At 32.8% G+C, this 14074-nt stretch carries 11 protein-coding genes and 1 pseudogene; 7 read left to right on the top strand and 5 right to left on the bottom strand.

Annotation, left to right across the window (positions count from 1 at the left end; translation table 11 throughout):
• Positions 1-8: 8 nt before the first annotated feature.
• On the top strand, positions 9-1514 hold the full coding sequence (locus ACTG3Y_RS06155; protein WP_439152048.1) for an aminotransferase class V-fold PLP-dependent enzyme: 1506 nt from the start codon (positions 9-11) through the stop codon (positions 1512-1514).
• A gap of 8 nt (positions 1515-1522) precedes the next feature.
• Here the strand turns inward: ACTG3Y_RS06155 and ACTG3Y_RS06150 are convergent, their stop codons facing one another.
• Positions 1523-2413: a lysophospholipid acyltransferase family protein gene (locus tag ACTG3Y_RS06150; protein WP_439152047.1), complete on the bottom strand. Its 891-nt coding sequence runs from the start codon at positions 2411-2413 to the stop codon at positions 1523-1525.
• Positions 2414-2474: 61 nt separating this feature from the next.
• Here ACTG3Y_RS06150 and ACTG3Y_RS06145 point away from each other — a divergent pair, with 61 nt between their 5' ends.
• Positions 2475-3128, top strand: a complete 654-nt coding sequence (locus ACTG3Y_RS06145) for a rhomboid family intramembrane serine protease (RefSeq protein ID WP_439152046.1) — start codon at positions 2475-2477, stop codon at positions 3126-3128.
• A gap of 50 nt (positions 3129-3178) precedes the next feature.
• On the opposite strand, the gene ACTG3Y_RS06140 is transcribed toward ACTG3Y_RS06145, so the two are convergent.
• Positions 3179-4330, bottom strand: a complete 1152-nt coding sequence (locus ACTG3Y_RS06140) for a redoxin domain-containing protein (RefSeq protein ID WP_439152045.1) — start codon at positions 4328-4330, stop codon at positions 3179-3181.
• A gap of 180 nt (positions 4331-4510) precedes the next feature.
• Here ACTG3Y_RS06140 and mnmE point away from each other — a divergent pair.
• Positions 4511-5898: pseudogene (gene mnmE, locus ACTG3Y_RS06135) on the top strand (tRNA uridine-5-carboxymethylaminomethyl(34) synthesis GTPase MnmE).
• A gap of 6 nt (positions 5899-5904) precedes the next feature.
• Here the strand turns inward: mnmE and ACTG3Y_RS06130 are convergent.
• From ACTG3Y_RS06130 to ACTG3Y_RS06120, 3 genes are read right to left on the bottom strand one after another with little or no spacing between them, the layout of a single operon-like run.
• On the bottom strand, positions 5905-8361 hold the full coding sequence (locus ACTG3Y_RS06130) for a TonB-dependent receptor (protein ID WP_439152044.1): 2457 nt from the start codon (positions 8359-8361) through the stop codon (positions 5905-5907).
• A gap of 34 nt (positions 8362-8395) precedes the next feature.
• Positions 8396-9298 (bottom strand): FecR family protein, encoded by a 903-nt coding sequence (locus tag ACTG3Y_RS06125; RefSeq protein ID WP_439152043.1) that lies wholly within the window; start codon positions 9296-9298, stop codon positions 8396-8398.
• A 55-nt stretch (positions 9299-9353) separates the two neighbouring features.
• Complete coding sequence (locus ACTG3Y_RS06120) at positions 9354-9872, bottom strand: RNA polymerase sigma factor (protein ID WP_439152042.1); 519 nt, start codon at positions 9870-9872, stop codon at positions 9354-9356.
• Positions 9873-10020: 148 nt separating this feature from the next.
• On the opposite strand from ACTG3Y_RS06120, the gene ACTG3Y_RS06115 reads away from it, so the two are divergent.
• The 4 genes from ACTG3Y_RS06115 to ACTG3Y_RS06100 all read left to right on the top strand — a co-directional run.
• Positions 10021-11097, top strand: a complete 1077-nt coding sequence (locus ACTG3Y_RS06115) for a hypothetical protein (RefSeq protein WP_439152041.1) — start codon at positions 10021-10023, stop codon at positions 11095-11097.
• Positions 11098-11120: 23 nt separating this feature from the next.
• Entirely contained in the window at positions 11121-11603 is a 483-nt protein-coding gene (locus ACTG3Y_RS06110; protein ID WP_439152040.1) for a hypothetical protein, read from the top strand.
• Positions 11604-11811: 208 nt separating this feature from the next.
• Complete coding sequence (locus tag ACTG3Y_RS06105) at positions 11812-12612, top strand: sulfite exporter TauE/SafE family protein (protein WP_439152039.1); 801 nt, start codon at positions 11812-11814, stop codon at positions 12610-12612.
• Positions 12613-12684: 72 nt separating this feature from the next.
• A partial coding sequence (locus ACTG3Y_RS06100) for an MBL fold metallo-hydrolase (RefSeq protein WP_439152038.1) occupies positions 12685-14074 on the top strand: 1390 nt, incomplete at its 3' end.

Below are 14074 nucleotides of genomic sequence, written 5' to 3'. Positions count from 1 at the left end.
ATTAAGCAATGATTCCTGATACTATAAAAACCCCTATTTCTGATTTAGAAACCTATTTTAATCAATTTAGGAAACACATTATTGGTCAGGATCAGACATTTGTATCTCCGTATGGAGAACAAAAAATAATTTATACAGATTGGACAGCATCAGGACGCTTATACCGACCTATTGAAGAAAAACTTTGTAATGAGTTTGGTCCTTTTGTGGCAAATACTCACACTGAGACTACGGTTTCTGGTACTGCAATGACCAAAGCGTACCACAAAGCGAAGCATATTATTAAGTCGCATGTTAATGCCAGCGAAGATGATGTTTTAATTGTTTCAGGAAATGGTATGACAGGCGTTGTGAATAAGTTTCAACGTATTCTTGGATTGAAAATTCCTGAAAATTTAAAGAAGTTTACAGAGATTCCAGATGAAATTAAACCTGTTGTTTTTATATCTCATATGGAACACCATTCTAATCAAACTTCATGGTTGGAAACTATGGCTAAGGTTGAAATTGTTCCACCAGATGACAATGGTTTATTCAGTTTAAAAAATCTTGAGAAACTCTTACATCAGTATAAAAATCACACTATAAAAATTGCCTCAGTTATTGGTGGCTCAAATGTTACAGGAATACAAACACCATATCATGATATTGCCAAATTAATGCATCAACATGGTGGTGTTTGTTTTGTGGATTTTGCCTGCTCTGCTCCATATGTTGAGGTCAATATGCATCCTGAAGAAAAAGACGCTTATTTAGATGCTATTTTTTTTTCACCTCATAAGTTCTTAGGTGGACCTGGTTCATCAGGTGTATTAGTATTTAATAAAAAACTATACAAAAATATGGTGCCGGATTGTCCTGGTGGAGGTACGGTGAGTTGGACAAATCCTTGGGGAGAACATAAGTATATCGATAATATTGAAGATAGAGAAGATGGTGGTACACCAGGATTTCTTCAAACAATCAAGACAGCACTTTCCATAAACCTTAAAGAACAAATGGGCATTGATAATATGTTAAAACGTGAGCATGAAATCATTGACATTATTTTTAAACGACTAGAACCAATATCTAATATTACTATTCTTGCTGGTCAACATAAAGACAGACTAGGTGTCATTTCATTTTACATTGATAATTTGCACTATAATTTGGGCGTAAAATTACTTAATGATAAATTTGGTATACAGACCAGAGGCGGTTGCAGTTGTGCAGGAACTTACGGTCATTTCTTGTTGCACGTCGATCAGAAAACATCGCACGAATTAACCAGTGAAATTTCTATTGGGGATCTTGTAAGAAAACCCGGTTGGATTCGTATGTCTATTCATCCTACAACTACAGATGCTGAAATAGAATATGTTTGTGATAGTATTATTGCTTTAGCTAAACAGCACCGAGAATGGTCAAAGGATTATGAGTATGCCAAATGCAATAATGAATTTATTCATAAATCACTGGTAGAAAAAGAGAGTGATTCAAGTCATATCGAGGATTGGTTTAGCTTAGATTAAGCTATTTTTTATTGAAATTCTTCTGGAATTTCATTCATATGTTTCCAACGCTTGTGTGTCCATAAATAATATTCAGGTTTTTCGTAGATCTGCTTTTCTATATACTCAATAAATTTATCTGTTATTTCATTTTCCTTGCAGTCTAGAGGATTCATGATAACTCGATCAATCGTAGCTTCATAGTAGCCGCGTTTTATCTTATCAATTCTAAAAAACATTACTGGTACATCAAGGCGTTTAGCTATCATTTCTGGTCCTGTGATTACTGGTGCTTTTATACCCATAAATTCTCTCCAGTAGTGAGCCTTATGTTTCTTTGGAGACTGATCTGCTGCAAAGCCAGCAACGAATAATTCACCTTCAGACTTTAATTTTGTTAAGGTAGAAATGGTTTGCTTGGTTGTTATGAGATAAGCATTATATCTCGCTCGCATACGTTTTACAAGGTTGTCAAAGTACTTATTTCTTAGGCGCTTATAAATTGCGTAACCTTTATGCTTAATATGGCATTGTATGACAACGGACCATTCCCAATTGGCATAATGTGAACACATTAATAGTACACTTTTGTTTTGCGCTTCAAGTGCTTTAATTTCCTCTATATTTTTATAAACAAAGCGTTTTTTAATCTCGCTTTCTTTTATGGTTAAAGATTTAATAGCTTCTAATACTAAATCGCATAAATGATGATAAAATTTTCTTGTAATAGTAGCAATTTCTTTATCGGATTTTTCTGGAAATACTAATTTCAGATTTTCTTTAACTGTAGCAGTTCTGTAACCAAATATTTTATACAAAAAGAGATATAAGACATCAGACAAAGCATATAGTAATCTAAATGGTAAAATAGACACTAACCAAAGTATAGGGTAAACAATTATATAGGCAATAAGATGCATTAAAATATGTTATCTGTAAAGCGCAAATATATGTTATATTTGATTCATAAGTTTAGAGTTTATGTACAATTTAGGATTAGTAACCATAGTAATAATAGCTGCCAATGTCATTACTTCTTTAAAAGGATTTGATGATCGCTTATTTTTTGAAAAATATAAGTTTAACGTTGGGAGTATAAGACGTGGTGAGCAAATACGAATGTTTAGCTCTGGATTTTTACATGTTGACACCACGCATCTCTTATTTAATATGTTAACGCTTTACTTCTTTGCAGATACGGTTATTTTAGAATTAGGGCAATTCAATTTTATTATTATTTATATTGCCAGTTTAATCTTTGGTAATTTACTATCGCTTTATTTTCACAAAGAAGAATTTTGGTATAGTGCCGTTGGCGCGAGTGGCGCAGTAACAGGAGTGCTGTATGCTGCTATATTATTACGACCAGAAATGAATTTGTATATGTTTTTTGTACCTGTACCAATTCCTGGTTATGTATTTGGTATAGGCTATTTATTGTATTCTATTTATGGTATGAAGAATAGAATAGGAAATATAGGTCACGATGCGCATTTTGGTGGCGCCATTGGTGGCTATATTGTTACCTTACTGTTAAAGCCAAGTCTTTTTAAAACAGATTTAGGACATATTGGTCTGTTAGCTATACCAATTATTATACTCTTTGTTCTCTATAAAACAGGTAAACTACATTAAAAAAAGCCAACTTTATTAGTTGACTTTTTATTTACATTAAATTATCAGAATTATTTTTCCAGCAGTTCTTTTACTTTGAGTTCCAGAGCGCGTCCTCTTAAGTTTTTAGCTGCTATTTTTCCTTCTTCATCCAAGATGTATGTTGCAGGTATAGATGTGATATTATATAAACGCGCTACAGGATCATTAAAATACTGTAAGTGAGACACATGATTCCATGTTAAATTGTCTTTTTCTATAGCATCTAACCAAGCCTTTTTAGGGTCTTGCTGTCGCGACGTACCATCTAAGGACACTCCTACGATTTCTAAACCATCATTATGATACTGATTATATATTCTTACCACATTTGGGTTTTCTCGTCTACATGGTCCACACCAAGCAGCCCAGAAATCAACAATCGTTACTTTACCTTTAAGTTCTTCTAAACTCACAATAGTACCATCTGGTTTAGGAGCTTCAAAATTAGGAGCTACTTTCCCTATTTCTAAATACGCTGTCTTTTCATATTCTGTTAATAAGCTATCTAACTTCTTTTTGACTTCTTTTCCTTTTGCACTTTCCTTTAATCGTGGAGTTAAATTATCGTAAGCCTCAATAAATGCTTTGATATCAATTTTTGGCTTATTGGTTTCTAAACCAATTAAATTTAAACTAAAGTAGCTGTCATTGTGCTCCTTGATAAATTTTGTAGGATATGCTAAATATTTTTGACCACTTATTTCCAATAGATTTTTAAGTGAATCTTTTTGTGCAATATCCTCTGCCATATTTAATTGTCTGTAGGCCGCTACTAATTCTCTGCTTTCATCCTGAAACACTTTCATGCCGTTTTGGTAAGCTACCAAATCACTATGGGTTTTAGAGCCTTCTACTTTAGACTCTAGCATCAGATCTTTATTAACCTCAATATCAATTTCACTATTTTCAAGCATAAATAAAAGATCACCTTCAACATTATTAACTGATAAATAGCGCACTTGAGGATAATCTACTTTACCTGTCATTGTAAATTTTTCGTCAAAAACTATAGCCGTGTCATTGACAATCTCTCTTCCTCTTTCGTCAAGACTTTTCATGTATACTCGTATACCATTATAAACACCTTTGGCAGAACCATTGATTACGTAATCTGTTCTGTTTTCTTGTTTACAACTAAAAAGTAAAAGTCCGATAGTTGTTAAAGTCAGTAGTCGTTTCATAAGTCTTCTTTATTAATAATAGCTGTTAATATTTAAATTCTATACTAATATAGCCTTGCAAATATAAGCACTATGGTTAAAATTCTTTAATTTGGATTGTGAATTAAATCTTAAATTAGTCCTTCACGAAATATGAGCTTTCATATATTTTGCAATACTTTTGCATTAAAGACTTAAAGTATGCATAACGATACTATTGTAGCATTAGCAACACCTTCTGGAAGTGGAGCCATAGCCGTAATTAGATTGTCTGGTAAAGAGGCGATTGCAATTGCAGACAAGCATTTTAGTTCTGTTACTAAAAATAAAAGGTTAACCGAACAAAATACACATACCATACACTTAGGTCATATTGTAGAAGATAACCGAGCTATAGATGAAGTTTTAGTATCAGTTTTTAAAAATCCTAATTCTTATACAGGTGAGGACGTTGTTGAAATTTCTTGTCATGGATCGTCTTACATTCAGCAGGAAATTATTCAATTATTTCTACGTAATGGTTGTAGAATGGCGTCTGCAGGTGAGTTCACCTTACGTGCGTTTTTAAATGGAAAGTTAGATTTGAGTCAGGCTGAAGCTGTTGCCGATTTAATTTCTAGTGATAATGAAGCGTCACATCAAATTGCTATGCAACAAATGCGTGGAGGTTTTTCTTCTGAAATTGCTAGGCTGAGAGAGGAACTTTTAAATTTTGCTTCACTCATAGAATTAGAGTTAGATTTTGCAGAAGAAGATGTTGAGTTTGCTGATAGAACAGAGTTTAAAAACCTTATTGAACGCATCTTATTTGTATTAAAACGATTGATTGATTCTTTTGCTGTAGGTAATGTGATTAAAAACGGCATTCCTGTGGCAATTGTTGGCGAACCTAATGTTGGTAAGTCTACATTATTGAATGCTTTATTGAACGAAGATAGAGCTATAGTTTCTGAAATAGCCGGAACTACAAGAGATACAATTGAAGATGAAATTAGTATTGGTGGTATAGGCTTTCGTTTTATTGATACAGCTGGAATTAGAGAAACCAAAGATGTTGTTGAAAGTATAGGCATAAAAAAGACCTTTGAAAAGATTGAGCAATCGCAAGTCACTATTTACTTGTTTGATGCTGAGAAAAATAGTAATGATCTAGAAGCCGTTAGAATCGAAATAGAAAAAATACGAAATAGGTATCCTCAGAAACCACTATTGGTCATAGCTAATAAAATAGATACTTTATCAGAAACTCAATTGGCGGAAATCAATACCACAATTGCTGATGTCTTGTTATTATCTGCAAAAACAGGATTTGGTGTAGAACAATTGACCAATTCTCTATTGAATCTCATCAATACTGGTGCTCTTCGTAATAATGGAACCATTGTTACTAATACACGCCATTATGATGCCTTGTTAAAAGCATTTGAAGAGATTCAAAAAGTACAGCATGGCTTAGAAACTGGTTTGTCAGGGGATTTACTAGCTATTGATATTCGACAAGCCTTATGCCATTTTGGTGAAATTACTGGAGAAATCACCAACGATGATCTACTTGCGAATATTTTTGCAAATATTGCATCGGAAAGTAATTTTAATTAAAAGAAAATGCGGAATACAGCATTAGTTGTTAGACCTAACGAGAATCTTGAAAACCTGTTTACCACGTCATTTTCATTAATCCTGTAATAATTATTAATAGCATTCTCTCTATTTGAGATATTCCAAATTGAAGCACCAATTTCTGACCTAAAGGTGTTGCTTATTTTAAACTTATAAAGTGCAGATGCATCTATTCTCAAGTAATCTAATAATCGTTCACTATTGGCTGTATCAAAATTGATATTATCATCAATGATTTCATTACCAGAAAGCGGAATTGAAGTAGGTTTACCTGTTCTGTAATTGATGCCTGCCGAAATATTCCAAGACGAATTACTGTACGTTGTGCCTAAAGCAACAGAATGTGAAATATCAAAATTACTAGGAAACTCAATTTCATTAAGGTTTTCAAATGTGTAGGTATTATTTATGTATGAATAACTCAGCCAACTACTAAAATTCCCATAATTTTTTCTACCTAACAGCTCAAAACCATAGGCATCGTAATTCCCTTTTTCTTTTGCAAATTCGTATTTGGTTGTGAAACTTTGACTTTGCGTAGTAATTCCAGCTACTGTTTTGTAGTAAGCCTTAATATCTAATAACCAACCTTTATTTTTATATGTTATACCAACAGAAGCTTGTTTACTTTGCAAAACAGGAATACTGTCGTTATCCGTTAATTGCCAGCGTCTCTTTTCAATACCTAAAAAGTCATTCTGAAAATTAACAATTTGTGAAGTACTTTGATGTTTAAACTCACCTAAAGCTTCAACATTAATATGTTTCCCAATAGAGGTTCTAATACTCAATCTTGGTTCTATAATTAGCTTTTCAAAGCGAGTCAAGTAATTTGACCTAACACCACCTCTTACTGAAAAAGTATTATCAGGACTTTTATACCAAGCCTGTCCAAAAGCTCCATGCTCTCTTAGTATTTCTTCGTCACGTCTAACAAATCGAGGTAAATCAATATCGTTTAGATTAATGACTTCGGTTTCTGTAAACTGATACCCAAGATTAAATCGCCAATGATCTTCTTCAATTGAATTATTAAGTTGAATACTTGTTTCAGATACGTTGTTTTCTTGTAATTGTAACTGATTATTTAAAACATCTGCATTTAAGGCTTCGAGTTTATACTCATTATTATAAATATTTATTGAGGAAGATAATTTCTCGTTCCATTGACGTTTGTACTTAAGGCCCACTGCAAGTGTATTTTGCGATACATTACTACGTCTGGTTCTTTGTATACCATTGATATCAGCCGCTTCATTAAAGCCTAATTCGTTATTTATTAGAATAAAATTTAGTCTAATTAAATCATTTTCTGATGGCTGATATAACCATCGCAAAGACGCATCGTAAAAATTAAATTCCTGATTAGAATTTGTAACATTGGCGACATTATTTTCAGCTTCGGTGTCTTGTGTTACTCTGTCAAAATATACATCATAGGTTGGTGTTCTTACTAAATCATCTAAAGACTTTCTCGATGCAACTTGTAGTGAGGACTTATTGCCAATAGGAATGTTAGAAAATAATTCAGCATTTAAAAAGTTAACACCAAAAATACCGTTGAAATTAGAATCTATTTTTTTCTCTGTTTTCATATGAATAGTCCCAGAGACACCATCGGTTAATGCTACGTCTGATCCATTGTTAATAACACTTGCTTTTTGTGTCATAAGCGGATTAAAGCTAGAAATAAGGCCGAAAAAATGTCCTGTTTGATACATTTTAATATCGTCCCATAATATCAAATTCTGATCATGAGAACCTCCTCTTATGTTAATGTTAGAAACGGTTTCGTCAACACTTAAAATACTTGGTAATGCTTGTGCGGTTTGTAACACATCAGATTCAATAAGACCCGGTAAAAGACTAAAACGGTCGTAGTCTATTGAAGTGGTCCAATCTTGTCTTTTGTCTATACCTCTAACCAAATACGATTCTATTAGGACTGGAGCAATAACTTCTTGATGTATTAACATTGTAATTGTTACGCAGTCTTTTGTATCGAAATATTTTGCCTGTCGCTCAATGGTTTTAAAACCTATGTATCTTATAGTTAATTCTTCACTTTTAGATTTCAGATCAATTTCAAAATATCCATTTTTATCACTTAAAGCATAAGCAGATGTGCTTGTAATAGTAGCATCCTTGAGTGGTTGTTCAGATTCTGAATCTATAATATAGCCGCACAATTGAATTACTTCTGAAATGGTGTAAACCAGGTCACTGACCTTTTCAAAAACTAAATTGGTTTGATCTTCGAGGTTTTTAATTTTTGCAGAAAGGCTTAAGTTTTCTGAAACAGGAACCACTTTGATACCATCTAAAAGACTACTCTCATAGTTAAAAGCCACTGCATGGGCTTTGGTGATTTGTTCTAGAGCTACAGTAATAGGTACTTTCTGTTCTGAACTTTGTCCTAGCGTTTTAAACATAGAACAGCAAAATAGTATAAGAAATATGTAAATTCTAGTTCTGTGCATTCCTTATAACGACCTCGTTAGTGTTTAATATAGTATAGGTCAAATTAAGGGGTTTTGTAATAGATTTTAGGGCATTTATAAGTTGGTTATGTTCAAAAGCTCCAGTGAAGTTTAAGTTTAAATCAGATGGATATTCAACTTTAATATTGTATTGTTTTTCAAGTTCTTCAATCACCACTTTAAAGGAAACATCTTCAAAAACACTCATGTTTTTAAGCCAATATGGTTCTGCTATTGCAATCGCGGATTTTAAACCTTTTCCTGACGCCAAAACAAACTCGGTACCGGCAGGCAGTTTAACTTTATTATTATTATAGCTAACTTGTACCAAACCTTCATAACAAGAGACTTTAAAAATACTATCTCGCGATAAAACGTTGAACTCAGTTCCTAGGACACTTACTTTACCAAATGTTGTATTGACATTGAATTGATTACCTTTTTCTACATCAAAAAAAGCTTCACCTTTAAGATCTAAAGATCTATTGTCATTCCAATTAGAACTATTGTATTCAACTTGTGATAATTCGTTAAGGTTAACTATGGAGTTGTCTGGTAGCGTTATAGTTTCGTTTTGAGCAAATTCGGTCTTAAACGTATTTATTTGTTCTTTGTTAGTTAGGGTAAACAAAGCAAACCCGAATATTAGAATAGCTGCGGCACTAGAAACAATTTTGATCCAATTTATTGACTTCCTTTTTTGTGAAACTAATTTCTTGTCCAAAACTTCAAAAGAGGCTACTTTGGCATTTACATCACCTTTGAATCGTTGAGCTTCCTCTATAATTTCTTTATATAAATTATTGTCTTCCAACGTATTGAAAGCCTTTGACTCTGACTCAGACAGGTCGTTATTTAGCCATTTCGTAATTAATTGTTCTTTGTCCATAACTTGCTGTTATATATTTAGAACAACTTAATCCTTAATTGTCCCAAAACTATTTTCAATTTAATTCTTCAAGTTCATTTTTAAGTTTATTGAAAGCTGCATAAATCCTGTGTTCAGCGACTTTTTTTGTAATACCCAAAATTTCTGCAACCTCTTTATGTGTTTTACCATCCACCTTGTTTAATAAAAAAGCAGTGCGTTCTTCTTCCTTTAATTGTGAAAGTACATTCTGAAATCGTTTTAGAAACTCTTTTTTGCGTAAAACAAATTCTGGAGACTCATTGGTATAGTCTTTTGGTTTTACTTGATGGTATTTTAAAACTACTTTTTGATGCTTTACTTCATTAAGCATCATATTATTTGCTGTGGTGTACAAATATGATTTTGCAGCTTCTGGTTTTATTTTTGCACAGTTTTCCCACAACTTAATAAAGGCTTCCTGTACCTTATCAGAAGGATTTAAAAGCTCACCATATTTATAAAACAAAATGTTACCTAACGATTGTGCATACTTCTCATAAAGCCTTGAGAAGCGAATTTTATCACATATATTTTGATGTAATGATTTTGGCAAAAATCTTTTTTTAAATTTTAGAAAATAAAGATAAATAAAAAAAAATCTATTTTTTCTTGGGATTATTCTTTAATAAGTTGTTTTAAGAATAAAGAGGCCTTTTTAAATGCCAATTAACAATTTTAAATATTATAAAATTTAATTTATTATGAAAACATTAAAACCAATTTTACTACTATTTATTGCTGTCTTGTTAACCATGACATCATGTAGAACAGAAGACGATGTGTCTATTGATCCACCAGTAGAGGAAACAATCGAAGCCAACTCAACAGTAGCAATTTTAATGCGTAGTGTCGCTATCAATGATGGTTCTAGCGATAATATTATAGATAATGCGAGTTGTTTGAGTATACAATTCCCTTTTACAGTAACTGTTAACGGTATAACACTTCAAATAGATGAAGAAGATGACCTAGATGACATTGAAGATATTTTTGATGAATTTGATGATGATGAGGATGATATTATAATTTCTTATCCAATAACTATTGAATTCTCAGACTTTACAACATTAGAAATAAATTCGGAAGATGAATTGGAGGACTTTGCCGAAGATTGTTTTGAAGATAATTTTGACGATGACGACATAGAATGTATAGACTTTCAATATCCTATTACAGCTTCAGTGTTTGATGAGAGTAATGATTTAATTGATACCATCACTATTAATGATGATAATGATATGTACGATTTCATTGATGATTTAGACGATTATGAAGCTGTTACCATTAACTTTCCAATCACCGTAATACTTGCAGACGGAACAACACAGGTTATAAACAGCATTCAAGAACTGGCAGTGGCCATTGAAGATGCAGATGATACTTGTGATGAAGATGATGATAATGATTTTGACGATGATGACTGTGATAATTGTACGGAAAGTCAAGTAGCGGATTTTTTAACAGGCTGTTCTGATTGGTATATAGATGAGCTTGAACGTAACGATCAAGATCTAGAAGATAATTATACAGGCTACTTATTCAGTTTTAGTGCTGACAATAGCGTATCGGTTGCCTGGGATAACCAAACAGAAAATGGAACATGGAGTGCTTCAGGCAGTGGTAACGATATCACTTTTGTGATTGATATTCCTGGATTCGAAGATGTTAATGATACGTGGTTTGTCCATGAAATTGAAGAAGAAGGTAATGAAAAGGAAATAACACTTCGTATAGGTGACGACGATGAGTTAGAATTTAAAAACGATAACTGTAATTAAACAAATAATCAAAACAACTAATTATGAAAAAAGTATTCAATTTAGGATTTATCTTAATGCTAAGCATTACACTAATGTCATCGATGTGTTCTAGTGACGATGATGATGGAAGTCCGAACGATTACAGTCAGCAAATTGCACAGATTGAAGATACTGCCGAATCTGGCACATGGCGTATCACAAATTTTAATGATTCAGGTGATAACGAAACATCAGATTTCAACGGCTATAACTTTACGTTCAATTCTGATGGATCTCTTGTTGCAACCAATGGTTCAAATACAATGACAGGAACTTGGTCAATAACAGATGATAGTAGTAGTGATGATAGCAATGATGACGATGATATTGATTTTAATATTTTCTTTCCTGTGCCAGACACTAATGATTTTGAAGATTTAAATGATGATTGGGATGTTGTAACTACAACATCAACTAGAATTGAACTCATTGATATCAGCGGTGGAAATGGTGGTACAGACATGCTTACATTTGAGAAAAACTAGGTAACATTAATTTTCGATGGATTGTCTTTAAATTTATCTAAGATTTATTGACTAATAGCAGACCAACCATAACTATTTATGGTTGGTTTTTTTATTCTATTGAATACAAATGCATTTAGAAAAAGAGTAGTATTTTTAGAACGTAACAAATGTTACTCGTATAAACAAACACATCAATTAGCTTTGAAATCAAACTAATCAATCTTTTATGGATATAAATCAGATATTCGGATATATTGGCGCCTTAGTTATTGGAGTTGTTTTAGGGCTCATTGGCGGTGGAGGTTCAATATTAACGGTTCCTATTTTGGTTTATTTACTTTTTATAAATCCAGTAACCGCAACAGCATATTCATTATTTGTAGTTGGTGTCTCGTCTTTGGTTGGTGCGATTAGAAATATTCAAAAGGGCTTAGTAGATTTTAGAACGGCTATAGTTTTTGCAATACCAGCTTTTATTGCTGTATACATTGCTAGAAAATATTTGGTGCCAGCTATTCCAGAAACCATTTTTACAATGGGTGATTTTTCTGTAACTAAGAACATTGCTATAATGTTGTTTTTTGCTTTAGTGATGTTAGTCGCTTCAATATCCATGATAAGAAATAAACGAGCAGACTCGGATGAAGAAACCGAGATTTCGTATAATTATCCATTAATTATTATTGAAGGTCTATTAGTAGGACTTATCACTGGTATAGTAGGAGCTGGTGGTGGTTTTCTTATAATACCTGCATTGGTCTTATTGGCTAAGCTTCCTATGAAAAAAGCGGTAGCGACTTCACTTTTAATTATAGCTATAAAATCATTAATTGGGTTTATTGGTGATGTTGAAAATCTAGAAATCGATTGGTCATTCTTATTGATTTTTACCTCAATTTCTGTAGTTGGTATTTTCTTGGGTATTTACTTGTCTAATTTTATAGAAGGGAAGAAGCTGAAAAAGGGTTTTGGGTGGTTCGTTTTATTAATGGGTATTTATATCATTTACAAGGAGTTATCTATGTAACCTTTGTTACACCAAAAAAGTAAAATCATAGTTATTTTAGTAAAGATTCGTTTAACATTAACCAAACAACACATGAAAATAGAACAAATTTATACAGGATGTTTAGCACATGCCGCTTACTACCTTGAAAGTAATGGTGAAGCCGCCATATTTGACCCACTTCGAGAAGTTCAGCCCTATATTAATAGAGCAAAATTAGATGATGCAAAAATCAAATATATTTTTGAAACGCATTTTCATGCCGATTTTGTTTCAGGACATTTAGATCTTAAGGAAAAAACTGGAGCAAGTATTGTATTTGGTCCAACAGCCAAACCAAATTATGATGCTATAGTTGCAGAAGACAATCAGATATTTGAAGTTGGTAATTACAAAGTTAAAGTACTTCATACACCTGGTCATACCATGGAAAGTACCACATATTTATTAATTGATGAAAATGGTAAAGAGCATGGTATTGTTACCGGAGATACCTTATTTATCGGAGATGTTGGAAGACCAGACTTGGCACAAAAAGTTGTCGCGGAATTCACTCAAGATAAGTTAGCTGCTCATTTATATGACTCTTTACGAAACAAAATAATGCCATTAAGTGATGATTTAATTGTATATCCAAATCATGGTGCAGGTTCAGCTTGTGGGAAGAATATGAGTAAAGAAACAACCGATACCTTAGGCAACCAGAAGAAAACAAATTATGCACTGCGTGCAGATATGACTAAAGAAGAATTTATTGAGGAATTGCTAGACGGTTTAACAGAGCCACCTGGATATTTTCCTCAGAATGTGATGATGAATATCAAAGGGTACGAAAGCTTTGATAAAGTTATGACCAAATCTAAGAATCCATTATCACCAAAAGCATTTGAAGCTGCCGCTAATGAAACGGAAGCCATTGTTTTAGATGTACGCAAACAAGAAGAATTTGCTAATGGTCATATACCAAGATCTATCTTTATTGGTATTGATGGCAATTTTGCACCTTGGGTAGGAGCTTTAATTGTAGATGTAACACAACCCATCTTGCTAGTGGTTCCAAATGGTAGAGAAGAAGAAGTTGTAACACGATTGTCTAGAGTTGGTTTTGACAATGTAATTGGTTATTTAGAGGGAAGTTTTGATACATGGAAAAAAGCAGAAATGGACTATGATACTATAACATCAATAAGTGCTGAGGAATTTGCTAAGCTATATGAAGATAATAAAGATCAGGTTTTTGATGTAAGAAGAGAAGGTGAATTTAAGGCAGAACATGTTAATCTTGCAAAACATACACCATTAGATTATATCAACGATCATTTAAGTGAATTCCCAGAAGATAAAACTTTTTACGTGCATTGCGCAGGTGGTTATCGCTCTATTATTGCCGCTTCTATTTTAAAAAGTAGAGGTATCCATAATTTAGTTGATGTCGCAGGTGGTTATGGTGCAATAAAGAAAACAGACATTCCTAAAACGGATT

This window comes from Winogradskyella sp. (genome assembly GCF_965656915.1).
Lineage (GTDB): Bacteria > Bacteroidota > Bacteroidia > Flavobacteriales > Flavobacteriaceae > Winogradskyella.
This window is presented reverse-complemented; position numbering and strand designations above follow the sequence as displayed.